The sequence below is a fragment of the Pseudomonas sp. UBA6753 genome (assembly GCF_002453565.1).
GTDB classification, from domain to species: Bacteria; Pseudomonadota; Gammaproteobacteria; order Pseudomonadales; family Pseudomonadaceae; genus Aquipseudomonas; species Aquipseudomonas putida_Z.
The window spans coordinates 362-23,497 of sequence record NZ_DKHD01000003.1 but is presented as its reverse complement, the minus strand read 5'-3'; the positions used below and the strand labels follow the sequence as shown (position 1 = coordinate 23,497).

At 62.5% G+C, this 23,136-nt stretch carries 20 protein-coding genes; 12 read left to right on the top strand and 8 right to left on the bottom strand.

What is annotated here, in order from left to right; translation table 11 throughout:
• Nucleotides 1-163 precede the first annotated feature (163 nt).
• Nucleotides 164-3,037 (top strand): aminomethyl-transferring glycine dehydrogenase, encoded by a 2,874-nt coding sequence (gene gcvP, locus B2790_RS01840; RefSeq protein WP_286918137.1) that lies wholly within the window; start codon nt 164-166, stop codon nt 3,035-3,037.
• A gap of 126 nt (nt 3,038-3,163) precedes the next feature.
• Here the strand turns inward: gcvP and B2790_RS01835 are convergent, their stop codons facing one another.
• From B2790_RS01835 to B2790_RS01825, 3 genes are all read right to left on the bottom strand, one after another.
• Nucleotides 3,164-3,478, bottom strand: coding sequence for a DUF2388 domain-containing protein (locus tag B2790_RS01835; RefSeq protein WP_003259356.1), 315 nt, complete (start codon nt 3,476-3,478; stop codon nt 3,164-3,166).
• A gap of 89 nt (nt 3,479-3,567) precedes the next feature.
• Nucleotides 3,568-5,253, bottom strand: coding sequence for a GspE/PulE family protein (locus B2790_RS01830; RefSeq protein ID WP_286918136.1), 1,686 nt, complete (start codon nt 5,251-5,253; stop codon nt 3,568-3,570).
• A gap of 206 nt (nt 5,254-5,459) precedes the next feature.
• Nucleotides 5,460-5,765 (bottom strand): hypothetical protein, encoded by a 306-nt coding sequence (locus B2790_RS01825; RefSeq protein WP_003259353.1) that lies wholly within the window; start codon nt 5,763-5,765, stop codon nt 5,460-5,462.
• 126 nt (nt 5,766-5,891) lie between these two features.
• On the opposite strand from B2790_RS01825, the gene B2790_RS01820 reads away from it, so the two are divergent.
• A complete protein-coding gene (locus B2790_RS01820) occupies nt 5,892-6,362 on the top strand; it encodes an Lrp/AsnC family transcriptional regulator (RefSeq protein ID WP_015272225.1) in 471 nt (156 codons plus the stop codon).
• A 117-nt stretch (nt 6,363-6,479) separates the two neighbouring features.
• Here the strand turns inward: B2790_RS01820 and B2790_RS01815 are convergent, their stop codons facing one another.
• Nucleotides 6,480-7,847: a CYTH domain-containing protein gene (locus tag B2790_RS01815; RefSeq protein ID WP_003259352.1), complete on the bottom strand. Its 1,368-nt coding sequence runs from the start codon at nt 7,845-7,847 to the stop codon at nt 6,480-6,482.
• A gap of 220 nt (nt 7,848-8,067) precedes the next feature.
• On the opposite strand from B2790_RS01815, the gene argE reads away from it, so the two are divergent.
• A complete protein-coding gene (argE, locus tag B2790_RS01810) occupies nt 8,068-9,210 on the top strand; it encodes an acetylornithine deacetylase (protein WP_286918135.1) in 1,143 nt (380 codons plus the stop codon).
• A gap of 124 nt (nt 9,211-9,334) precedes the next feature.
• Nucleotides 9,335-10,633, top strand: coding sequence for an amino-acid N-acetyltransferase (gene argA / locus B2790_RS01805; protein ID WP_013974710.1), 1,299 nt, complete (start codon nt 9,335-9,337; stop codon nt 10,631-10,633).
• A gap of 151 nt (nt 10,634-10,784) precedes the next feature.
• Here argA and B2790_RS01800 read toward each other — a convergent pair whose 3' ends face one another.
• Entirely contained in the window at nt 10,785-12,161 is a 1,377-nt protein-coding gene (locus tag B2790_RS01800) for a glutamine synthetase family protein (RefSeq protein ID WP_015272222.1), read from the bottom strand.
• Between the two features lie 272 nt (nt 12,162-12,433).
• The gene (locus B2790_RS01795; RefSeq protein WP_085664312.1) at nt 12,434-12,694 is read right to left on the bottom strand and encodes a hypothetical protein; all 261 of its coding nucleotides are present in this window, start codon (nt 12,692-12,694) and stop codon (nt 12,434-12,436) included.
• Between the two features lie 41 nt (nt 12,695-12,735).
• Here B2790_RS01795 and B2790_RS01790 point away from each other — a divergent pair, with 41 nt between their 5' ends.
• From B2790_RS01790 to B2790_RS01760, 7 genes are all read left to right on the top strand, one after another.
• Nucleotides 12,736-14,094: a glutamine synthetase family protein gene (locus B2790_RS01790; protein ID WP_013974708.1), complete on the top strand. Its 1,359-nt coding sequence runs from the start codon at nt 12,736-12,738 to the stop codon at nt 14,092-14,094.
• Between the two features lie 46 nt (nt 14,095-14,140).
• Nucleotides 14,141-15,502, top strand: coding sequence for an aspartate aminotransferase family protein (locus B2790_RS01785; protein ID WP_286918134.1), 1,362 nt, complete (start codon nt 14,141-14,143; stop codon nt 15,500-15,502).
• A gap of 170 nt (nt 15,503-15,672) precedes the next feature.
• Nucleotides 15,673-16,770, top strand: a complete 1,098-nt coding sequence (locus tag B2790_RS01780) for a polyamine ABC transporter substrate-binding protein (RefSeq protein ID WP_025341036.1) — start codon at nt 15,673-15,675, stop codon at nt 16,768-16,770.
• A 158-nt stretch (nt 16,771-16,928) separates the two neighbouring features.
• Entirely contained in the window at nt 16,929-18,023 is a 1,095-nt protein-coding gene (locus B2790_RS01775; RefSeq protein ID WP_025341035.1) for a polyamine ABC transporter substrate-binding protein, read from the top strand.
• 71 nt (nt 18,024-18,094) lie between these two features.
• A complete protein-coding gene (potA, locus tag B2790_RS01770) occupies nt 18,095-19,237 on the top strand; it encodes a polyamine ABC transporter ATP-binding protein (protein WP_013974704.1) in 1,143 nt (380 codons plus the stop codon).
• A complete protein-coding gene (locus B2790_RS01765) occupies nt 19,234-20,154 on the top strand; it encodes an ABC transporter permease subunit (protein ID WP_013974703.1) in 921 nt (306 codons plus the stop codon). Before potA ends, B2790_RS01765 begins: the two co-directional genes overlap by 4 nt.
• Nucleotides 20,151-21,044: an ABC transporter permease subunit gene (locus tag B2790_RS01760; RefSeq protein ID WP_286918133.1), complete on the top strand. Its 894-nt coding sequence runs from the start codon at nt 20,151-20,153 to the stop codon at nt 21,042-21,044. The genes B2790_RS01765 and B2790_RS01760 overlap by 4 nt, the downstream gene beginning before the upstream one ends.
• Before the next feature lie 149 nt (nt 21,045-21,193).
• On the opposite strand, the gene B2790_RS01755 is transcribed toward B2790_RS01760, so the two are convergent.
• Nucleotides 21,194-21,649: an REP-associated tyrosine transposase gene (locus B2790_RS01755; RefSeq protein WP_286918132.1), complete on the bottom strand. Its 456-nt coding sequence runs from the start codon at nt 21,647-21,649 to the stop codon at nt 21,194-21,196.
• 526 nt (nt 21,650-22,175) lie between these two features.
• On the opposite strand from B2790_RS01755, the gene B2790_RS01750 reads away from it, so the two are divergent.
• Nucleotides 22,176-22,448: a DUF3077 domain-containing protein gene (locus B2790_RS01750; protein WP_286918131.1), complete on the top strand. Its 273-nt coding sequence runs from the start codon at nt 22,176-22,178 to the stop codon at nt 22,446-22,448.
• Between the two features lie 121 nt (nt 22,449-22,569).
• On the opposite strand, the gene B2790_RS01745 is transcribed toward B2790_RS01750, so the two are convergent.
• A partial coding sequence (locus B2790_RS01745; protein WP_286918130.1) for a hypothetical protein occupies nt 22,570-23,136 on the bottom strand: 567 nt, incomplete at its 5' end.

Below are 23,136 nucleotides of genomic sequence, written 5' to 3'. Positions count from 1 at the left end.
TCCCACAGAGATAGCGCGCGCCTCAGGGCCTGTGGTTACCTGTGGGAGCTGGCTTGCCGGCGATAGGGCCGGTACTGACAAAACAAGTTTCCCCGCAGAATCGGCAATCCCTTCCTAGACTTGTAAGTCTCCATGAGAGCTGTTCCAGGAAGAGAGCGTCGTCATGTCCCAGTCGCCATCCCTGCATCAACTGCAAGAGCTCAACCCATTCCTGCGTCGCCACCTGGGCCCGGATGCCACGGAGCAGCAGGCCATGCTCAACGCGCTGGGTGTCGCCAGCCGCAGTGAGCTGATCGAGCAGACCGTACCGCCAGACATCCGCCTCAATCGCCCCCTCGACCTGCCGCCGGCACTGGACGAACAGGCCGCCCTGGCCAAGCTCGCCGGTTACGCCGGGCAGAACCAGGTCTGGACCAGCCTGATCGGCATGGGCTACCACGGCACCATCACTCCCACGGTCATCCTGCGCAACGTGCTGGAGAACCCGGGCTGGTACACCGCCTACACGCCTTATCAGCCCGAGATTGCCCAAGGCCGGCTGGAGGCGCTGCTGAACTTCCAGCAGATGGTCATCGACCTCACCGGGCTGGCCCTGGCCAATGCCTCGCTGCTCGACGAAGCCACCGCCGCCGCCGAGGCCATGGCCCTGGCCAAGCGGGTGGCGCGCAACAAGAGCAATGCCTTCTTCGCCGACGAGCACTGTCACCCGCAGACCCTGTCGGTACTCAAGACCCGTGCCGAGGGCTTCGGCTTCGAGCTGATCGTCGACTCTGTGGATAACCTTGGCAAACACGCGGTTTTCGGGGCCTTGCTGCAGTACCCGGATACCCACGGCGAGGTGCGCGACCTGCGCCCGCAAATCGACCATTTGCACAGCCAGCATGCCCTGGCCTGCGTAGCCGCCGACCTGCTCAGCCTGGTGGTGCTGGCACCGCCTGGGGAGCTGGGTGCCGATGTGGTGCTGGGCTCGACCCAGCGCTTTGGCGTACCGATGGGCTATGGCGGCCCCCACGCGGCCTATTTCGCCTGCCGCGATGACTACAAGCGAGCCATGCCGGGGCGCATCATCGGCGTGTCGCGCGATGCCCGTGGCAACACCGCGTTGCGCATGGCCCTGCAGACCCGCGAGCAGCATATCCGCCGCGAGAAGGCCAACTCCAACATCTGCACGGCCCAGGTGCTGCTGGCCAACATTGCCGGCTTCTACGCGGTGTACCACGGCCCGGAAGGCCTGCAGCGCATTGCCCAGCGCGTGCACCGGCTGACCTTCATCCTGGCCGCCGGCCTCGAGGCCAAGGGCATCAAGCGCCTCAACCAGCACTTCTTCGACACCCTCACCCTGGACGTCGGCGGTGCCCAGGCGGCCATCATCGAAAGCGCCGAAGCCGCGCAGATCAACTTGCGCATCCTTGGCCGCGGGCACCTGGGCGTGAGCCTGGACGAGACCTGCTCGGAGCAGACGGTGCTGCGCCTGTTCGACATCTTCCTGGGGGTGGACCACGGCCTGGAAATAGCCGCACTCGACCAGCTGGCCCTGCCCGAAGGCATCCCCGCCAGCTTGGTGCGGTGCACGCCGTTCCTCGCCCACCCGGTGTTCAACCTGCATCACAGCGAAACCGAGATGCTGCGCTACCTCAAGCAGCTCGAGAACAAGGACCTGGCGCTGAACCAGTCGATGATCCCGCTGGGTTCGTGCACCATGAAGCTCAACGCCACCAGCGAGATGATCCCCATCACCTGGCCTGGCTTTGCCCAGCTGCACCCGTTTGCCCCGGCGGCCCAGGCCACCGGCTACAAGGCGATGATCGACGAACTGGAAAGCTGGCTGTGCGCCATTACCGGCTTCGATGCTATCTGCATGCAGCCCAACTCCGGTGCCCAGGGCGAGTACGCTGGCCTGATGGCCATTACCCGCTACCATCGCAGCCGCCACCAGCCGCAACGCACGCTGTGCCTGATCCCGTCGTCGGCCCACGGCACCAACCCGGCGTCGGCGCAAATGGCCGGCATGGAGGTGGTGATCGTCGATTGCGACGACGATGGCAACGTCGACCTGGCCGACCTCAAGGCCAAGGCCCACTCGGCCGGGGATCGGTTGTCGTGCCTGATGATCACTTACCCGTCGACCCACGGCGTGTATGAAGAGGGGATTCGCGAAATCTGCGAAGTGGTCCACCAGCACGGTGGCCAGGTGTACATGGATGGCGCCAACCTCAATGCCCAGGTGGGCCTGGCGCGGCCGGCGGATATCGGCGCCGACGTTTCACACATGAACCTGCACAAGACCTTCTGCATCCCCCACGGTGGCGGCGGCCCGGGTATGGGCCCGATCGGCATTCGCGCGCACCTCAAGCCGTTCGTCGCCAGCCACCCGGTGGTGCCGGTACCCGGCCTGGACCCGAACAACAGCGCGGTCAGTGCCGCGCCCTGGGGCAGTGCGAGCATCCTGCCGATCAGCTGGATGTACATAGCCATGATGGGGCCGCAGCTGGCCGATGCCAGCGAGGTGGCGATACTCTCGGCCAATTACCTGGCCAGCCAGCTAGGTGGCGCCTTCCCGGTGCTCTACCGTGGGCGCAATCAGCGGGTGGCGCATGAGTGCATTCTCGACCTGCGGCCGCTGAAGGCGCTGACCGGCATCAGCGAAGAGGACGTGGCCAAGCGCCTGATGGACTATGGCTTCCACGCGCCGACCATGTCGTTCCCGGTGCCGGGCACGCTGATGGTCGAGCCGACCGAGAGTGAGTCGAAGGCCGAACTGGACCGCTTCGTCGAGGCGATGTTGGCGATTCGGGCGGAAATTGGCGAAGTGCAGGAGGGCAACTGGCCGGCGGAGAACAACCCGCTCAAGCATGCGCCGCATACCCTGGTCGATGTGCTGGCGGTGTGGGACAGGCCCTACAGCCTGGAACAGGCGGTGGCGCCCAGTGCTCACGTGCGCCAGCACAAGTACTGGCCAGCGGTGAACCGGGTCGACAACGTGTATGGGGACAGGAATCTGTTCTGTGCTTGTGTGCCGGTGGAGGCGTATCGCTGAGATCGGTGCTGGATTCTTCGCGGGCTTGCCCGCTCCCACAGGGACCGCACAAGGCTTGAATCTTGTGCAAGTGCTGTGGGAGCGGGCATGTCGGGGCGCCGAACCGCCGCGAAGCAAGCGACGCGGTTACTCGGCTACCGCATTCTTGGCCAAGATGGCATTGGCCAGTTCCATGTCGGAAGCCTGCATCCCCGGGTTCTCTGCGCGGGCCTGGCGAATCGCCGCTTCAAGGAACGGCCCGCGGATCGCGCCTTCGCTGGCCACGAAGCTGCCGGCGTCATCCTGCGCCGCCATCACCAGCTTGTGATCCCCGGAGGTCAGGTAGCTCGATGCCGTGGTAGCACCGGTAGTCATCACGTTACGCCAGAAGGTATCGGCCATGGCCGAGCCGATAGGCAGCGAAAGCAAGGCAGCGGCAGCGATGGCGGTTTTGAAACGCATGTTGAAACACCTCGAAGGGTGAGGGTTGAAGATGCGCGGTTTGATCCTGCCACAGGGGGGCAAGTTCCTTGAATACAAAGGATTTTTGCTCAGGAACAGGCCCGTAGCACTTCCTCTTGGCGGGTGTGCCCGCAGGCTACCTTGGCTTCGCCGCAGCGGCGCAGATCGAGCAAGCCATCGGCCACGGCCTGGCGCCGCAAACTGGCCAGATCGCTGCCCGGCCCTATCAGGGCGCGCAGGCTGTCGCTGGGCACCAGCAGCTCGAACAACCCTGTGCGGCCATGGAACCCCGTGCCACGACAGGTACGGCACGGCTGGCCTTCGGGCAGCGCTGCACCACCCCGGCAATCCGCGCACAGTGTGCGCACCAACCGCTGGGCCATTACCCCCACCAGCGTTGCCTTGATCAGGTAGTCGGCCACACCCAGTTCCTGCAGGCGGGTGATCGCGCCACAGGCGTCGTTGGTATGCAGGGTCGACAGCACCAGGTGCCCGGTCAGGGCTGCCTGCACCGCCACCAGGGCGGTCTCGCGGTCACGGATTTCGCCGATCATGATGATGTCCGGGTCCTGGCGCAGCATGGCCCGCACACCGTTGGCGAAACCCAGGTCCAGGGCGGGCTGCACCTGCAACTGGTTGAAGGTGGGATCCAGGCGCTCGATCGGGTCCTCGATGGTGCACAGATTGACCTGCGGCGTGGCCAGCAGCTTGAGGCTGGCGTACAGCGTGCTGGTCTTGCCGGACCCGGTGGGCCCAGTGACCAGGATGATGCCCTGGCGCTGGCGCAGCAGGCCTTGCCACTGGTCCAGTTGTGGCCCATCCAGGCCCAGCCGGTCGAAGCCTTCCTGCAGCTGTTGCGGGTCGAACAGGCGCAGCACCAGTTTTTCGCCGAACGGGGTCGGCAAGGTCGACAGCCGCAGCTCCACCTCGCCGCCGCCAGGCAGGCGGCTTTGCAGCCGGCCATCCTGCGGCCGGCGCTTTTCCGCGACGTCCATGCGCCCCAGGTGTTTCAGGCGGCTGACCAGCGCCAGGGTCACCCCGGCGGGGAAGGCATAGACGTTGTGCAGCAGACCGTCGATGCGGTAGCGCAGCTGGCCCTGCTCGCGGCGTGGTTCCAGGTGGATATCGCTGGCGCGTTGCTCGATGGCGTACTGCAGCAGCCAGTCGACGATATGCACGATGTGCGCGTCGTCCGCACTGGCCTCGGCCTGGCGCTTGCCCAGCTCCAGCAGCTGTTCGAGTTCGCCCAGGCTGGCTGACTGCTGGTGCTGCGCGCCCTTTACTGATTGGGCCAGGCGGTGGAACGACTGCCCTGCCTGGCGGACCTGCTGCGGGCTGGCCAGCACGCGCCGGATCGGCCGGCCCAGGCTGCGGGTGAGGTCGGCCAGCCAGTCGTCCTGGTAGGGCTGGGCGCTGGCGACGGTGACGCTGGAGGCGTCAGCGGCGACGATAAGGATGCCGTGGCGCTGTGCGAAGGCCGGGGATATCAGGCCGGTGACCTGGGGCAGGTCCAGTTGCAGCGGGTCGATGCGCAGGTAGGGCTGGCCGACCTTGTTGGCCAGCCATTGGCAGAGGCGGTCCAGGTCCAGGAGCTGGCCAGGGTGTCGGCGGTCTTCCAGGGCGCAGGCGGCGATCTGTTCCAGCGGGTGGGCGGTGGGGTGAGCGGCGGCGTGCTCGAGTACCTGGAGGGTGTCGTTGGCGTGCAGGTGCTGGTCGGCGAGCAAGGCCTGGAGCACGCGCTTGAGGTCGAGTGCCGGGTTGTCGGGTGTGTGCATGGTGGGCGTCCGTGCCTGATAGGGGAGTGCTGATCAAGGCTAGCCGGGCGAGGGAGGGTTACCGAGGGTGAAAGGTTTCGGAATCTTGCAGTCCCTGTACTGGCCTCTTCGCGGGCTCGCCCGCTCCCACGGGTACACCACAGGGCTGAGGCCGGTGGTAATCCTGTGGGAGCGGGCGAGCCCGCGAAGGGGCCAAAGTGGATGGCTCAGACCACCGCCAGCTCCACCCGCTGCAGGTTGCTCAGGCTCACCTCACCCACACACACCAGGTTACGCAGTTTCTGCGCAATCACCTCGGCCCGGTGCCAGCTCAGGCCGCCGATGCCGACCTCGATATCCAGCCAGTCATCCTGCTGGCTGACCTGCACGCTGTGCGGGGTCAGGAACTGCAGGGCAAACAGGTTGAGCACCCGGCACAGGCTGTCAGGCTCGGCCTCGGCCTGCAGGCGATAGTGCACGGTGCTGTGGGCGCTGCTGGCGGCCCAGGCGTCGGTACGGGGCTGTGCGTTCATGCTGGTCTCCGCAAATGTGGGAGAAATTCTTACACGTTGGCGGCGGTATTTTTTCGCTATGATTTGATCATTTCGCTGTATTGGCGAATTGTTCTATTCGTGAAGTACTGTTCTGGAGAATTATTGATGCACAGCGAGCTGGACGCCTACGACCGCCGTATCCTCGAACTGCTGCAGGAGGACGCTTCGCTGTCCAGTGCGCAGATCGCCGAACGCGTGGGGCTGTCGCAATCGCCGTGCTGGCGGCGTATACAGCGGTTGAAGGAGGAGGGGGTGATTCGCGGGCAGGTGACCTTGCTGGACCGCAAGAAGGTCGGCCTGAACACGCAGATATTCGCCGAGGTGAAACTGAACGCCCACGGACGCTCCAACTTCACCGAGTTCACCGACGCAATCCGCGGGTTTCCGGAGGTGCTGGAGTGTTATGTGCTGATGGGGTCGGTGGACTTTCTGTTGCGCATCGTCACCCCGGATATCGAGGCTTATGAGCGGTTCTTCTTCGAGAAACTTTCGAACGTGCCGGGGATACAGGAAGTGAACTCGATCGTGGCGCTGTCGGAGATCAAGTCCACCACCAGCCTGCCACTGTCGCGCTGAGGCCATTCGCGGCGGTTCGGCGCCCCGACTCGCCCGCTCCCACAGGTGCTGTGCAGGCCCAGGCCTTGTGCAGTTCCCTGTGGGAGCGGGCAAGCCCGCGAAGAAGGCTACGCGGTATCAAGCCTTGAGCAGGTGCTTCCAGCCGCGGCTCTGATCCACCGCCCGAGCCTGTTCGATACGCGCTTCCAGCACTTCATCGCTGATCGGCTGTTCAGCCAGCTCATGCAGTTTCTTCAGGTCGCCATACAGGCGGTCCATCTGCGGCGCTTCCAGCACCTGACGGGCATGGTGCAGCCAGGCCAGCAGCTGTTCGATACGCGGCAGTTGCTCGGCCAGGTCTTCCGGACGCTGGGTGTACAGCGGCAGTTTCAACGCTCGGCCTTCTTCGCCCAGCAGGTGCGCCAGCCAGCTTGCCAGCTGCGCCTTGCCCTGGCGCTCGCCACGGCCTTTGCGCTCCACGGTCCAGGCACGGGCCAGCAGCCAGCGCGAGGTTTCCAGCGAGAACTGGCCCCAGCGCACGTCCTCCAGCTCTTCGGCGAACTGCTCGGGGGCGGCGCGGCGGATATCTTCGTCTTCGTTGCCGGCCTGCACCAGCGGGCGCCAGTCTTCGAGCAGGGCGTCGAGGCTGCTGCGCAGGTCGCGGGTGGTGGCGCGCGGCGCGGCCTGGCCCAGGCTGGCGGTAATGGCACGCAGCTCGCTCAGGCACTCGACCCAGTCCTGGAGCAGGCGCCAGTGGCCGTTGTGGCGGTATTGCTCGGCCAGGCGCTGGCTGCTGCCCAGCAGTTGCCAGGCCAGTGCGGCGTAGGCGTCGTCCACGGCCATTTCGGCTTCCAGCTCGGTGTGCGGCAGGCCCAGCTCGTAGCTGTCCGGCTCCAGCAGGCGGTAGCCACGCTCGGCCTTGCTGATGTCGCATGGCATCAACGGCAGGCTGGCGGCCAGCTCGGCGGCCAGTTCCAGCAGTGCCTGCGGCTCGCCTTCGCGCAGTTCCAGTTCCAGCTCGCAGATTTCTTCCTTGCGCTTGCCGGCGATCACGAACCCCTGGTCCAGCGCGGCCTCGATCACCACCTTGCTCTTGCCACGGCCCCAGGCGATTTCGGCGTATTCACGGCTGAAGTCGGTGGTGAACAGCGGCTTGATGGTCTTTTTGTCCAGGTTGGCCAGTTGCGCGGGCCAGCAGCTGTCGTCGAGCTTCTTCAGGTCGAGCTTGACCTTGTCCAGCTGCCATTCGTGCTCGTTGCGCTCGGACAGGCCGGCCACGCTGGTGCCGCGGCACTTGAGGGTCTGGATGATGGCCTCGCCATCGCGGCGCAGGCGCAGGGCGACACGGGCGGCGGAGAGCTCGCGCTCGGGGGTGTCGAAGTACTGGTTGAGCAGTTCGCGGGTCTGCCAGCCGGACTTGTTGCGCTTTTTCAGCAGAGGGTGCTCGCGCAGGGCGGCAAGGGTCTCGCGGCTGGCGCGGAGCTTGAGTTCGGTTTCTTTGTGCATCACAGGCTCGAAGGAGGGGGCGTGGTTGCCCAGCAGTCTACAGGAGTCGGCTCTCGTCTGTTGGATCGTGGTGGCCTTCTTCGCGGGCTTGCCCGCTCCCACAGGTACAGCATCGCTTTCAAGGGCGGTGCAGTCCCTGTGGGAGCGGGCAAGCCCGCGAAGAAGCCCACACGGTTGGACGGCATTGCTATGATGGGCAACGCTTCCGAGGAGTACGCGCATGCCGTTGCCGACGCTGAAAGACCAGTTCGCCGCCCTGATCGCCGCGCCCTCGGTCAGTTGCACCCAGCCTGCGCTGGACCAGTCCAACCGCCAGGTCATCGACCTGCTGGCCGGCTGGCTGGGTGACCTGGGTTTCAAGTGCGACATCCAGCAGGTCAGCCCCGGCAAGTTCAACCTGCTGGCCAGCCGTGGCACCGGCCCGGGTGGCCTGGTGCTTGCGGGGCACAGCGACACCGTACCCTATGACGAACAGCTGTGGGCCAGCGACCCGCTGAAGCTGACCGAAACCGATGGCCGCTGGGTCGGCCTGGGCAGCTGCGACATGAAGGGCTTCTTCGCCCTGGTCATCGAGGCGGTCATCCCGCTGCTGGAGCACGATTTCAAGCAACCGCTGCTGATCCTCGCTACCTGTGACGAAGAAAGCTCCATGTCCGGTGCCCGCGCCCTGGCCGAGGCCGGCCAGCCACTCGGCCGTGCGGCGGTGATCGGCGAGCCCACCGGGCTGCGGCCGATCCGCATGCACAAGGGCATCCTCATGGACCGCATCGACATCCTCGGGCACAGCGGCCATTCGTCGGACCCAAGCCTTGGCCGCAGCGCCATGGAGGCCATGCACGCGGTGATGGGCGAGTTGATGGGCCTGCGCCAGCAATGGCAGCAAACCTACCGCAACCCGCAATTCACCGTACCGACCCCGACCATGAACTTCGGCTGCATCCACGGCGGCGACAACCCCAACCGTATCTGCGGTCAGTGCGCCCTGGAATTCGACCTGCGCCCGCTGCCAGGCATGGACGTGGAGCAACTGCGCGCAGCCATCCGCTCCAAGCTGGTGCCGGTGGCAGAGCGTTTTGAGGTGCGCATCGACTATGCGCCGCTGTTCCCGGAGGTGCCGCCATTCGAGCAGGCTGCCGACGCCGAGCTGGTGCAAGTGGCGGAGCGCCTGACCGGCCATCGCGCCGAAGCGGTGGCGTTCGGCACCGAAGCGCCTTATCTTCAGCAACTGGGTTGCCAGACCATCGTGCTGGGCCCCGGCGACATCGCCTGTGCTCACCAGCCCGGCGAATACCTGGAAATGTCACGAATCGAGCCTACCGTGCGTCTATTGCGTGACCTGATCCGGCACTATTGCCTGGACTAAACGTCAACCGAACTGTTTCGTTCCTGCCTAGAGGAGACCGCGCGTGACCGCAAGCCTGTTCCGACGATGATCCTGAACGCCCCCTGTATCGCCGTTCTCCGTCCACTTATCCACAGGCCCTGTCATGCCCGACTACGTCAACTGGCTGCGTCATGCCTCCCCGTATATCAATGCCCATCGCGACTGCACCTTTGTGGTCATGCTCCCTGGCGATGGGGTGGAACACCCTAATTTCGGCAACATCGTCCACGACCTGGTGCTGCTGCACAGCCTGGGCGTGCGCCTGGTGCTGGTGCATGGCTCGCGCCCGCAGATCGAAAGCCGCCTGGCTGATCGCGGCCTGACCCCGCACTACCACCGTGGCCTGCGCATCACCGATGCCGCCACCCTGGATTGCGTGATCGATGCCGTCGGCGCCTTGCGCCTGGCCATCGAAGCACGCCTGTCGATGGACATCGCCGCTTCGCCGATGCAGGGCTCGCGCCTGCGCGTGGCGTCCGGCAACCTGGTTACGGCGCGGCCGATAGGCGTGCTCGAAGGCGTGGACTACCACCACACCGGCGAAGTGCGCCGGGTCGACCGCAAGGGCATCAGCCGCCTGCTCGACGAGCGCTCCATCGTGCTGTTGTCGCCGCTGGGCTACTCGCCCACGGGTGAAATCTTCAACCTGGCCTGCGAAGACGTGGCCACCCGCGCCGCCATCGAACTGGGGGCCGACAAGCTGCTGCTGTTCGGTGCCGAGCCGGGCCTGCTGGATGCCGATGGCAAGCTGGTGCGTGAGCTGCGCCCGCAGCAGGTTGCCCCGCATCTGCAGCGCCTGGGCAGCGATTACCAGGGCGAATTGCTGGATGCCGCGGCCGAAGCCTGCAAAGGCGGCGTGGCGCGCAGCCATATCGTCAGCTATGCCGAGGACGGCGCCTTGCTGACCGAGCTGTTCACCCGTGGCGGTGGCGGCACGCTGGTGTCGCAGGAGCAGTTCGAAGTGGTGCGCGAGGCGACCATCGAGGACGTGGGCGGTTTGCTGGAACTGATCAGCCCGCTGGAAGAGCAGGGCATCCTGGTGCGCCGTTCGCGTGAGGTGCTGGAGCGGGAGATCGAGCAGTTCAGCGTGGTCGAGCGCGAGGGCATGATCATCGCCTGTGCGGCGTTGTACCCGATTGCCGACTCCGACGCCGGCGAACTGGCGTGCCTGGCGGTGAACCCGGAGTACCGCCATGGCGGGCGTGGCGACGAGCTGCTGGAGCGGATCGAAAGCCGGGCGCGGCAGTTGGGGCTGAACACCCTGTTCGTGCTGACGACGCGTACCGCGCACTGGTTCCGCGAACGCGGGTTTGCGCCGAGCGGGGTCGAGCGCCTGCCAGCGGCGCGGGCTTCGCTGTACAACTACCAGCGCAATTCGAAAATATTCGAGAAGCCTCTGTAAGCCTGTACCGGCCTCTTCGCGGGCTCGCCCGCTCCTACAGGTACACCGCAGGCTTCAGACCTTGTGAGTACCCTGTGGGAGCGGGCAAGCCCGCGAAGCAGGCGACACCGATCTCGAACAAAAACGCCGCCCTTGTGGGCGGCGTTCTTGTTTACACGGTATGCAGGTACCAGTTGTACTCGAGGTCGGAGATCGAGTGCTCGAACTCCTCCAGCTCGCTCTCCTTGCACGCGACGAAGATGTCGATGTACTTCGGATCGATGTACTTGTTCAGGATCTCGCTGTCGTCCAGCTCGCGCAGGGCATCGCGCAGGTTGTTCGGCAGGCTCTGCTCCAGCTGCTCGTACGAGTTGCCTTCGATCGGCTCACCCGGCTCGACCTTGTTGGTCAGGCCATGGTGCACGCCGGCCAGTACGGCGGCCATCATCAGGTACGGGTTGGCGTCGGCACCGGCCACGCGGTGCTCGATGCGCACGGCGTCCGGCGAACCGGTCGGCACGCGCAGGGCCACGGTGCGGTTGTCCAGGCCCCAGCTTGGCGCGTTCGGCACATAGAACTGCGCGCCGAAGCGGCGGTACGAGTTGACGTTCGGGCAAAGGAACGCCATGGACGCGGGCAGGGTCTCGAGCACACCGCCGACAGCGTGACGTAGCGCGGCGTTCTGCTCGGGATCCTCGCTGGTGAAGATGTTGTTGCCATCTTTGTCCAGCACGGAAATGTGTACATGCAGGCCGTTGCCTGCCTGGCCCGGGTAGGGCTTGGCCATGAAGGTGGTGTCCATTTCATGGTCGTAGGCGATGTTCTTGATCAACCGCTTGAGCAGTACCGCGTAGTCGCAGGCCTTGAGCGGGTCGGCCACGTGGTGCAGGTTGACTTCGAACTGCGCCGGGGCGCTTTCCTTGACGATGGCGTCGGCCGGGATGCCTTGCTCCTTCGCGCCTTCCAGGATGTCCTGCAGGCAGTCGGCATATTCGTCGAGGTCGTCGATCAGGTACACCTGGGTCGACTGCGGGCGCTTGCCCGAAATTGGCGAGCGTGGCGGCTGCGGGCGGCCGTTCACGTTCTCCTGGTCGATCAGGTAGAACTCCAGCTCGAACGCGGCGCAGATGGTCAGGCCCATCTCGGTGAACTTGTCGACCACCTGGCGCAGCACTTCACGCGGGTCGGCAAAAAACGGCTCACCTTCGAGCTCGTGCATGGTCATCAGCAGCTGGGCGGTCGGGCGCTTCTGCCAGGGTTCGTTGGAGAGGGTGCCGGGGATCGGGTAGCAGATGCGGTCAGCATCGCCGATGTCCAGGCCCAGCCCGGTGCTTTCAACGGTGGAACCGTTGATGTCCAGGGCGAAGAGGGAGGCAGGCAGGTTGATGCCTTTCTCGTAAACCTTGTGGAGGCTGGTGCGCTCTATGCGCTTGCCACGCACCACACCATTCATATCTGCAATCAGAAGGTCAACGTAGAGAACCTCAGGATGTTCCTTAAGGAACGCGTTCGCTTCGTTAAGCTGAACGGCACGCGGGGGTACCGACATGATGCAACACCTTTGTTGTTAAAAATATCAATCAAGGGGGGCTTGCAAGACCAGTCAATCGAAAAGACAAACTGATGTCAAGCCAACCCCATGATGCCCTGAAATGGCACATCGACGGCAGATTTGCTGCATCTCGGGGCAAACCATTATCCGCTATTTCCCGCGCAAAGGGCTATCTCCGACCAACCGTGTTTTATTTTTTACGGAGGTGTTGTGTAAAAAAATGAACAAGGCTAAGCTCGGCCTCAACCCAGAACACAATAATACGAGGGTCACATGGTCCGCTTGCCGAGACCTGAAAGCACTGCCTGCGCAGTGCCATCGGGTACATCCGTCATTTTTGCAAGCTTCGTCAATGGCGTGGCCGCCCTGGCCGCAATAATTGACGTTTGGCGCTCCCGGACCTGCCCTCGTAGCGGCTTGCCGCCCTTCGTTTCGTCTTCCTGCCCTTCGAACTCATTACGGACGCACCTGTTTTCAGTGTATCCACTGTGGCTCTGCGCGGGGGTTTTTGCTTTAGCAATGTACTCCATCCAGAATCAGTGCGCGGACCACCTTACCTCCTGAGGTATTTATGAGTAACAACCTCGACCAGCTCACCGATTGGTTGAAAGAGCACAAGATCACCGAAGTCGAATGCATGATCAGTGACCTGACCGGCATCACGCGCGGCAAGATTTCGCCTACCAACAAGTTCATCGCCGAAAAAGGCATGCGCCTGCCCGAGAGCGTGCTGCTGCAGACCGTGACCGGCGACTACGTCGACGACGACATCTATTACGAACTGCTGGACCCGGCAGACATCGACATGATCTGCCGCCCCGACGAGAACGCCGTGTTCCTGGTGCCATGGGCCATCGAGCCGACCGCCCAGGTGATCCACGACACTTACGACAAGAAGGGCAACCCGGTCGAACTGTCGCCGCGCAACGTGCTGAAGAAAGTCCTCAAGCTCTACGCCGACAAGGGCTGGCAGCCGATCGTCGCGCCGGAGATGGAGTTCTACCTGACCAAGCGCAGCGAAGACCCGGACTTTCCGCTGCAGCCCCCGGTAGGCCGTTCGGGCCGCCCGGAAACCGGCCGCCAGTCGTTCTCGATCGAAGCTGCCAACGAATTCGACCCGCTGTTCGAAGACGTCTACGACTGGTGCGAACTGCAGCAGCTGGACCTCGACACGCTGATCCATGAAGACGGCACGGCGCAGATGGAGATCAACTTCCGTCATGGCAACGCCCTGCACCTGGCCGACCAGATCCTGGTGTTCAAGCGCACCATGCGCGAGGCCGCGCTCAAGCACAATGTGGCCGCCACCTTCATGGCCAAGCCCATGACCGGCGAGCCAGGCAGTGCCATGCACCTGCACCAGAGCGTGGTCGACGTGGCCACCGGCAAGAACATCTTCAGCAACGACGACGGCAGCATGAGCGAACTGTTCCTGCACCACATCGGTGGCCTGCAGAAGTTCATCCCCGAGGCGTTGCCGCTGTTCGCCCCCAACGTCAACTCGTTCCGTCGCTTCCTGCCCGACACCTCGGCGCCGGTGAACGTGGAGTGGGGCGAGGAAAACCGTACCGTCGGCCTGCGCGTGCCGGACGCCGGCCCGCAAAGCCGCCGGGTCGAGAACCGCCTGCCAGGCGCCGACGCCAACCCTTACCTGGCCATCGCCGCCAGCCTGCTGTGTGGCTACATCGGCATGGTCGAAGGCATCGACGCCAGCGCGCCGGTGCAGGGCCGTGGCTACGAACGCCGCAACCTGCGCCTGCCACTGACCATCGAAGATGCCCTGGAACGCATGGAAAACAGCCGTGCACTGGTGCAGTACCTGGGCAAGAAGTTCATCACCGGCTACGTCGCCACCAAGCGCGCCGAGCACGAGAACTTCAAGCGAGTCATCAGTTCCTGGGAGCGTGAGTTCCTGCTGTTTGCTGTCTGATCAACTTGGTGCCGCAGGACGCGGCTGTCGAACAACGGAGAAGCACATGAGCGTCAACAACCCGCAAACCCGTGAATGGCAAACCCTGAGCGGGGAGCATCACCTCGCGCCCTTCAGCGACTACAAGCAGCTGAAGGAGAAGGGGCCGCGCATCATCACCAAGGCCCAGGGTGTGCATTTGTGGGATAGCGAGGGGCACAAGATCCTCGACGGCATGGCTGGCCTGTGGTGCGTGGCAGTGGGTTATGGCCGTGAAGAACTGGTTCAGGCGGCAGAAAAGCAGATGCGCGAGCTGCCGTACTACAACCTGTTCTTCCAGACTGCCCACCCGCCTGCGCTGGAACTGGCCAAGGCAATCACCGATGTCGCGCCGCAAGGCATGACCCATGTGTTCTTCACCGGCTCCGGCTCCGAAGGCAACGACACCGTGCTGCGCATGGTCCGCCATTACTGGGCGCTGAAAGGCAAGCCACAGAAGCAGACCATCATCGGCCGCATCAACGGCTACCACGGCTCCACCGTGGCTGGTGCCAGCCTGGGCGGCATGAGCGGCATGCACGAGCAGGGCGGCCTGCCGATCCCGGGCATCGTGCATATCCCGCAGCCTTACTGGTTCGGCGAAGGCGGCGACATGACCCCGGATGAGTTCGGGGTGTGGGCGGCCGAGCAATTGGAGAAGAAAATCCTCGAAGTCGGCGAAGACAATGTCGCCGCCTTCATCGCCGAGCCGATCCAGGGCGCCGGCGGCGTGATCATCCCGCCGGAAACCTACTGGCCGAAGGTAAAAGAGATCCTCGCCAGGTACGACATCCTGTTCGTCGCCGACGAAGTGATCTGCGGTTTCGGCCGTACCGGCGAGTGGTTCGGCTCCGACTACTACGACCTCAAGCCCGACCTGATGACCATCGCCAAGGGCCTGACTTCCGGTTACATCCCCATGGGCGGTGTGATCGTGCGTGACACCGTGGCCCAGGTACTCAGCGAAGGCGGCGACTTCAACCACGGCTTCACCTACTCCGGCCACCCGGTAGCGGCCGCCGTGGGCCTGGAAAACCTGCGCATCCTGCGTGACGAGAAAATCGTCGAGAAGGCGCGCAGCGAAGCGGCACCGTATTTGCAAAAGCGTTTGCGTGAACTGCAGGACCACCCTCTGGTGGGCGAGGTACGCGGCCTGGGCCTGCTCGGCGCGATCGAGCTGGTCAAGGACAAGGCCACCCGCAGCCGTTACGAGGGCAAGGGCGTGGGCATGATCTGCCGCACCTTCTGCTTCGAAAACGGCCTGATCATGCGCGCGGTGGGTGACACCATGATCATTGCGCCGCCGCTGGTGATCAGCCATGCAGAGATCGACGAACTGGTGGAAAAGGCACGCAAATGCCTCGATTTGACCCTTGAGGCGATCAACTGAGCACCTGCTAGGCTAGCGATGTGGCATTAAGTCGTTACTAGGCCCTGCTTTCCTTGATACAGGGCCTTGTAACTTGCCAGACTAGCGACTGTTTCAGTCGCCGCGCGCTCTGCACCGTAGGTCCTGGCTGCTGAACAGATGGCTAAATAAAAAATTCTGGAGCATTACGCATGAATAAAATGGGCAAGACGTTGCTGGCCGCCGCCCTGATGGGTGCCATGGCTACCGCTGTTCAGGCTGAAGACAAGGTGTTGAACGTCTACAACTGGTCGGACTACATCGCTCCGGACACCATCGCCAAGTTCGAGAAGCAGTCGGGCATCAAGGTCAAGTACGACGTCTTCGACAGCAACGAAACCCTCGAAGCCAAGCTGCTGGCAGGCAAGTCGGGCTATGACATCGTCGTGCCTTCGAACAACTTCCTGGCCAAGCAGATCAAGGCTGGCGTGTACGAGGAACTGGACCGCTCCAAGCTGCCGAACTGGAAGAACCTCGACCCTGACCTGCTCAAGGCCGTTGGCGATGCCAGCGACAAGGACAACAAGCACGCCTTCCCGTACATGTGGGGCTCGATCGGCATCGGCTACAACCCGGAGAAGGTCAAGGCCGCGCTGGGCGTGGACAAGATCGACTCGTGGGACGTGGTGTTCAAGCCTGAGAACATCGCCAAGCTCAAGAGCTGCGGCGTGAGCTTCCTGGATGCCCCGACCGAAATGCTGCCGGCTGCGCTGCACTACCTGGGCCTGCCGAGCAACAGCACCAAGAAGGAAGACCTGAAGGCCGCCGAGGACCTGTTCCTCAAGATCCGTCCTTCGATCACCTACTTCCACTCGTCCAAGTACATCGGCGACATGGCCAACGGCAACATCTGCGTAGCCGTCGGTTACTCGGGTGACCTGGAGCAGTCCAAGGCCCGTGCCCACGAAGCCGGTGACAAGGTCAAGGTGGACTACGTCATTCCGAAGGAAGGTGCCGGTACCTTCTACGACATGGTCGCCATCCCCAAGGATGCCGAGCATAAAGACGCTGCCTACCAGTTCATGAACTTCCTGATGCAGCCGGAAATCATGGCCGAGATCACCAACGCCGTGCGCTTCCCGAACGGCAACGCTGCCGCCACCCAGTTCGTGGACAAGGAAATCACCAGCGATCCGAGCATCTATCCGCCAGCTGAAGTGAAGAAGCAGCTGTACGCGATCGCTGCGCCTGAAGCGTCTGCCCAGCGTGTGATCACCCGCAGCTGGACCAAGATCAAGTCGGGCAAATAAGCCCGATGCGGTACCTCTGGGCCGGGGAATCCCGGCCCAGAGCCAGTGAAAGGCAATTGATGATTGCGGCATCGAAGCTGCGAAGGTAAGTTGCGCGCCGGTTTTGCGTGTGCGGCAGCATTGTCGCTACCCAGGCACTGATTGTGAGGACCACCCACTTGTCCATTTCTGTATTCCGCAAGGCCTTGATGGCTGGAGCGGGCCTGACGCTGGCATGCAGCGTCCAAGCGGCGCCTACGGTGCACTTCTACAACTGGTCCGACTACGTCGGCCCGACCACACTCGCGGACTTCGAGAAAGCCACGGGCATCAAGCCCGTGCAAGACGTGTTCGATTCCAACGAAACCCTGGAAGGCAAGCTGCTGGCCGGCAACACCGGCTATGACGTGGTAGTGCCATCCAACCATTTCCTCGGCAAGCAGATCAAGGCGGGCGCGTTCCAGAAGCTCGACAAGAGCCTGCTGCCCAATTACTCCAACCTGGACCCGGCGTTGATGAAACGCCTGGAAAGGAACGACCCGGGCAACCAGTACGCCGTGCCTTACCTGTGGGGCACCAACGGCATCGGTTACAACGTCGACAAGGTGAAGGCCGCGCTGGGCGTGGACACCATCGACTCCTGGGCAGTGCTGTTCGAGCCCGAGAACATGAAGAAGCTCGCCAAGTGCGGCGTGGCCTTCCTCGACTCGGCGGACGAAATGCTGCCGGCGGTGCTCAACTACATGGGGCTGGACCCCAACAGCACCAATGCCAAGGACTACCAGGCCGCCGAGAAGAAACTGCTGGCGGTACGCCCGTACGTGACCTACTTCCACTCGTCCAAGTACATCACCGACCTGGCCAACGGCGACATCTGCGTCGCGGCAGGTTTCTCGGGTGATGTGTTCCAGGCCAAGGCCCGCGCCGAAGAAGCGAAGAAGGGCGTGAACCTGGCCTACGCCATTCCCAAGGAAGGCGGCAACCTCTGGTTCGACGTGCTGGCGATCCCCAAGGACGCCAAAAACGTCAAAGAGGCGCATGCCTTCATCAACTATTTGCTGAAGCCTGAGGTTATCGCCCAGGTCAGTGATTACGTCGGTTACGCCAACCCGAACCCCAAGGCTGGCGACCTGATGGACCAGGCCGTGAGGACTGACGCCGCGGTTTACCCACCGCAGGAAGTGCTGGACAAGATGTTCGTGAACTCAGAGTTGCCACCCAAGGTGCAACGGCTGATGACCCGTAGCTGGACCAAGGTCAAGTCGGGCAAGTAAAAATCCAGGCCCGTGGCGGCACCTGTAGAACAGGGCTCGCGGGCACAAAAATCTTGTTGGGAGTTTCACTCATGGCAGTTGCCTCCGGTGCCTATAAAAAAGCCCTCGAGGGTGGCCAGCAACCCAAGCAGGTGCTGGTCAAGATCGACCGGGTCACGAAAAAGTTCGACGAAACGGTAGCCGTGGACGATGTGTCCCTGGAAATCCGCAAGGGCGAGATCTTCGCCCTGCTGGGTGGCTCCGGTTCCGGCAAGTCCACCTTGCTGCGCATGCTGGCCGGCTTCGAACGCCCGACCGAAGGGCGGATCTTCCTCGATGGCGTCGACATTACCGACATGCCGCCCTACGAGCGGCCGATCAACATGATGTTCCAGTCCTACGCGCTGTTCCCGCACATGACCGTGGCGCAGAACATCGCCTTCGGCCTGCAGCAGGACAAGATGCCCAAGGCCGAGATCGACGCCCGCGTGGCCGAGATGCTCAAGCTGGTGCACATGACCCAGTACGCCAAGCGCAAGCCGCACCAGCTGTCCGGCGGCCAGCGCCAGCGCGTGGCCCTGGCCCGCTCGCTGGCCAAGCGCCCCAAGCTGCTGCTGCTCGATGAGCCGATGGGTGCACTGGACAAGAAACTGCGTTCGCAGATGCAGCTGGAGCTGGTGGAGATCATCGAGCGCGTGGGCGTGACCTGCGTGATGGTGACCCACGACCAGGAAGAGGCCATGACCATGGCCCAGCGCATCGCCATCATGCACCTGGGCTGGATCGCCCAGATCGGTTCGCCGGTGGACATCTACGAGACGCCTACCAGCCGCCTGGTGTGCGAGTTCATCGGCAACGTCAACCTGTTCGAAGGTGAAGTGGTCGACGACGCCGAAGGCCACGCGATCATTGCCAGCCCGGAGCTGGAGCGCAAGATCTATGTCGGCCACGGCATCACCACTTCGGTGGAAGACAAGCACATCACCTATGCGTTGCGCCCGGAAAAGATGCTGGTCACCACCCAGCAACCGACCTGCGAGCACAACTGGTCGCGCGGCAAGGTTCACGACATTGCCTACCTGGGTGGCCACTCGGTGTTCTACGTCGAGTTGCCGAGCGGCAAGGTCGTCCAGTCGTTCGTCGCCAACGCCGAGCGCCAGGGCACCCGCCCGACCTGGGGCGATGAAGTGTACGTGTGGTGGGAAGACGACAGCGGCGTGGTACTGCGGTCATGAAACTGCGCAAGCTCAAGCGAGCCTTCCAGCGTATTACCCCGGAGGGGCGGCACCTGGTGATCGGCGTGCCGTTCATCTGGCTGTTCCTGTTCTTCATGCTGCCGTTCTTCATCGTGTTGAAGATCAGCTTCGCCGAAGCCGACGTGGCGATCCCGCCGTATACCGAGATCTACAGCTACGTCGAAGACAAGCTGCAGCTGGTGCTCAACCTGGCCAACTATGGCCTGTTGACCGAGGATGAGCTGTATATCTCGGCCTACCTGGGCTCGCTGAAGATGGCCTTCTTCAGCACCCTGCTGTGTCTGCTGATCGGCTACCCGATGGCCTATGCGATTGCCAACGCCAAGAAGGAAACCCAGACGGTCTTGCTGTTGCTGATCATGATGCCCACCTGGACCGCGATCCTGATCCGCGTCTATGCCTGGATGGGCATTCTCAGCAACAACGGCCTGCTCAACGGCTTCCTGCTGTGGACCGGGTTGATCGACCAGCCGCTGCAGATCCTCAACACCAACCTGGCGGTATACATCGGCGTGGTCTATTCGTACCTGCCGTTCATGATCCTACCGCTGTTCGCCAACCTGGTGAAGCACGACCCGAGCCTGCTCGAGGCCGCTTCGGACCTGGGTTCGAGCACCTTCAACAGCTTCTGGAAGATCACCGTGCCACTGTCGAAGAACGGCATCATCGCCGGCTGCATGCTGGTGTTCATCCCGGTGGTGGGCGAGTTCGTGATCCCTGAACTGCTTGGCGGCCCGGAAACCCTGATGATCGGCAAGGTGCTGTGGCAAGAGTTCTTCAACAACCGTGACTGGCCGGTGGCCTCCGCGCTGGCGGTAGTGATGCTGGCGATCCTGATCGTGCCGATCCTGCTGTTCAACCGCAGCCAGGCCAAAGAAATGGAGGGCAGGGCATGAAGCGCTTCAGTTTCTCCAAGCTGATGCTGGTGCTCGGTTTGCTGTTCATCTACCTGCCGATGCTGATCCTGGTGATCTACTCGTTCAACGCCTCCAAGCTGGTGACGGTATGGGGTGGCTGGTCGGTGAAGTGGTACGTCGGCCTGCTCGACAACACCCAGTTGATGGGTTCGGTGATGCGTTCGCTGGAAATCGCCTGCTACACGGCGGTGGCAGCCGTGGCGCTGGGTACCTTGGCGGCGTTCGTGCTGACCCGGGTTACCCGCTTCAAGGGCCGTACGCTGTTCGGTGGCCTGGTCACCGCGCCGTTGGTAATGCCCGAGGTGATTACCGGCCTGTCGCTGTTGCTGCTGTTCGTGGCCATGGCGCAGATGATTGGCTGGCCGCAGGAGCGCGGCATCGTCACCATCTGGATCGCCCATACCACGTTCTGTGCGGCGTATGTGGCGGTGGTGGTGTCGGCACGCCTGCGTGAGCTGGACCTTTCGATCGAGGAAGCGGCGATGGACCTGGGCGCCAAGCCGTGGAAGGTGTTCTTCCTGATCACCATCCCGATGATCGCGCCGTCGTTGGCGGCGGGCGGCATGATGTCGTTCGCCCTGTCGCTGGATGACCTGGTACTGGCCAGCTTCGTCTCCGGCCCGGGTTCAACCACCTTGCCGATGGAAGTGTTCTCGGCGGTGCGCCTGGGCGTGAAGCCGGAGATCAACGCCGTGGCAAGCCTGATCCTGCTGTCGGTGTCGCTGGTGACCTTCTTCGTCTGGTACTTCAGCCGCCAGGCCGAAGAGCGCCGTCGCAAGGCGATACAGCAGGCGATCGAAGAGGGTGCTGCGGCCAATGCTTCGCAGCCACAGGCCAAGCGCCCGGCGCAGGTTGCGGCGTCGGCCTGACCCGGCCTTTTCGCGGGCACGCCCGCTCCCACAGGGACATCACAGCTTTCAGGTTAGTGGTGAGCCCTGTGGGACAGGGGCACCAAAACCTTCAGGCATGTGGGAATCCCTGTGGGAGCGGGCAAGCCCGCGAAGGCCCCAACGCCGACTCAAAGCCATACCGCATCCCAGTGTGGATAGTCCCTGACACTCCTGACCAATCCTGCCCTCAAGGGATTGGCAACAATGTACCGGGCTACATGCACCACACACTCTTCCCGCCGCAGCGCATGGTCATGGTAACCGGGTTGCCAGATCGGTTTGTGCCTGACACCTGCCTTGCGTAACGCAATGGCTGTGCGTGATTTGAACTTGCGCATCAACGTTCCCATTGCCACTTCCTTCAGCTCGACCAGCCAATGCAGGTGGTCCGGCATCACTACCCAGGCCAGGGAATGGCAATCCTGAATGTCATTTGAAACCCGCAGGTGTTTGACCACCAGGCGAGCATTGTCGAAGTCATGGAACAGTGGTTTTCGTTGGTGCGTGATGGTGGTCAGCAGGTAGAGCCTGCCTGGCTCGGAGTAGCGCCCACGACGCAGTCGGTGGGATTCAGCTAGTGGCATTGTGATCTTCCTTGAAATTGAATCTCCTTTTGAAAGGTAGTGGCTGAAGCGGGGATTACCGGGTGGCTGATGGTTTCTGAATATGGCAGAAGCTTGTGCATTGCTGTGCCGGCCTCTTCGCGGGCGCGCCCGCTCCCACAGGTACAGCGCTGGCTTGGGGCTGGCGACATTCCTGTGGGAGCGGGCATGCCCGCGAAGAGGCCCTGAAGGCGTACGACTTTTCATCAACTCAAACCAAAGGCTTCAGTTGGATCGGCTTGGGAATTATCCTACGAGCCGTGTCGAAGCTGCTCTGTTGTAGGGGAAATGCCCCAGGGATAACGTCGTCGAGTCGCCAATCAAGGTGACCGGGTGTGAGAAACCCGCTCGATGTTGAACAGGCTTCCTGTCATGGCGGCCTTGCGTGGGCAGGCCTCGGCCTGGCCGGGTTCAATGTCCTCGGTTTTCTCACCCCGCGTACGGCTGCCACCCCTTATCCGTGAGAAAGATGAACTGGCGGTTCCATAAACGACATTGGATTCCGACCATGACAACGCACGTTCCAAATCACCCAAAAAACAGCAGCACCGTCGGTAAAGAAACCTGCATGGACCTTTTCCGCGTCCAGGCCAATATCCCCTTCAACCATGCCTTCTCCGAACTCTCCGTAATGCTCGGGTGCATCAATCACCTGACGACTGAAGCCGAGATGGAAAATGGCCGGCTGGCTGGTAGTGCCGCGAGAATTCTCAGTGGCTTTGCCAAAGCACTGATCGATGACATCGAGCTGGGACTGAACAAGGCTTCAGTTCAGCTCTGACCTGTACCGGCCCTTTCGCGGGTAAACCCGCCCCCACAAGTATCCGTGCAGCCTTCATGGCTTGCACATGCCCCTGTGGGAGCGGGTTTGAACTCGAAGAGGATCTTCTATGTAAGTTTTTTTATAAGCCAAAGGTTTGCTGCCGGAATCTACTTATATTTTGGGATGGGTCAGCTTCACTGTAACTTGAAGGAGGTGATCCTGCGTTATGCTGGGTATGGGGAGTGAAAATTCGCGTTACAACTTTACCTATATTGGCATCATAACGGACACTTAAGTCAACACCTGACGAGGGTTGAGGCTGCGTTGGAACGGCAGGTGCATGGGAAACGCTGTTAGAGGATGCAGCACCTTGTGGGGGATTAATGGTGTTTCGTAGGTCATAAATGGTGCCGTTTTGGTGAATAATGGTCCGGTGTTGGTCCTGAACGGTTTGTCGTAGGGCATAAATTTTGCCGTTTAGGCTTCGATTTTCTTTTTGCAGATTAGATGATTTGAGTTGGGACTTTACGTACGCGCCTGTCATTAGAGTTAAGGTGGCGAAACCAAGAACTCCTGCTGTTATATATAGAATATGTCGGCTTTTGGGGTCTTTTACCAAGGCTCCTGCAATGGCGGTTCCTACTGTTGCGGCCCCAGTAATTCCTATCGCAGTATTGAGAAAAATGGATAAAGGAAAATGACCAGT

Coding starts and splice junctions, on each gene's coding strand:
- gcvP (WP_286918137.1), top strand. CDS start 164: ATGTCCCAGTCGCCATCCCTGCATCAACTGCAAGAGCTCAACCCATTC.
- B2790_RS01835 (WP_003259356.1), bottom strand. CDS start 3,478: ATGCGTTTCAAAACCGCCATCGCTGCCGCTGCCTTGCTTTCGCTGCCT.
- B2790_RS01830 (WP_286918136.1), bottom strand. CDS start 5,253: ATGCACACACCCGACAACCCGGCACTCGACCTCAAGCGCGTGCTCCAG.
- B2790_RS01825 (WP_003259353.1), bottom strand. CDS start 5,765: ATGAACGCACAGCCCCGTACCGACGCCTGGGCCGCCAGCAGCGCCCAC.
- B2790_RS01820 (WP_015272225.1), top strand. CDS start 5,892: ATGCACAGCGAGCTGGACGCCTACGACCGCCGTATCCTCGAACTGCTG.
- B2790_RS01815 (WP_003259352.1), bottom strand. CDS start 7,847: ATGCACAAAGAAACCGAACTCAAGCTCCGCGCCAGCCGCGAGACCCTT.
- argE (WP_286918135.1), top strand. CDS start 8,068: ATGCCGTTGCCGACGCTGAAAGACCAGTTCGCCGCCCTGATCGCCGCG.
- argA (WP_013974710.1), top strand. CDS start 9,335: ATGCCCGACTACGTCAACTGGCTGCGTCATGCCTCCCCGTATATCAAT.
- B2790_RS01800 (WP_015272222.1), bottom strand. CDS start 12,161: ATGTCGGTACCCCCGCGTGCCGTTCAGCTTAACGAAGCGAACGCGTTC.
- B2790_RS01795 (WP_085664312.1), bottom strand. CDS start 12,694: ATGGAGTACATTGCTAAAGCAAAAACCCCCGCGCAGAGCCACAGTGGA.
- B2790_RS01790 (WP_013974708.1), top strand. CDS start 12,736: ATGAGTAACAACCTCGACCAGCTCACCGATTGGTTGAAAGAGCACAAG.
- B2790_RS01785 (WP_286918134.1), top strand. CDS start 14,141: ATGAGCGTCAACAACCCGCAAACCCGTGAATGGCAAACCCTGAGCGGG.
- B2790_RS01780 (WP_025341036.1), top strand. CDS start 15,673: ATGAATAAAATGGGCAAGACGTTGCTGGCCGCCGCCCTGATGGGTGCC.
- potA (WP_013974704.1), top strand. CDS start 18,095: ATGGCAGTTGCCTCCGGTGCCTATAAAAAAGCCCTCGAGGGTGGCCAG.
- B2790_RS01765 (WP_013974703.1), top strand. CDS start 19,234: ATGAAACTGCGCAAGCTCAAGCGAGCCTTCCAGCGTATTACCCCGGAG.
- B2790_RS01760 (WP_286918133.1), top strand. CDS start 20,151: ATGAAGCGCTTCAGTTTCTCCAAGCTGATGCTGGTGCTCGGTTTGCTG.
- B2790_RS01755 (WP_286918132.1), bottom strand. CDS start 21,649: ATGCCACTAGCTGAATCCCACCGACTGCGTCGTGGGCGCTACTCCGAG.
- B2790_RS01750 (WP_286918131.1), top strand. CDS start 22,176: ATGACAACGCACGTTCCAAATCACCCAAAAAACAGCAGCACCGTCGGT.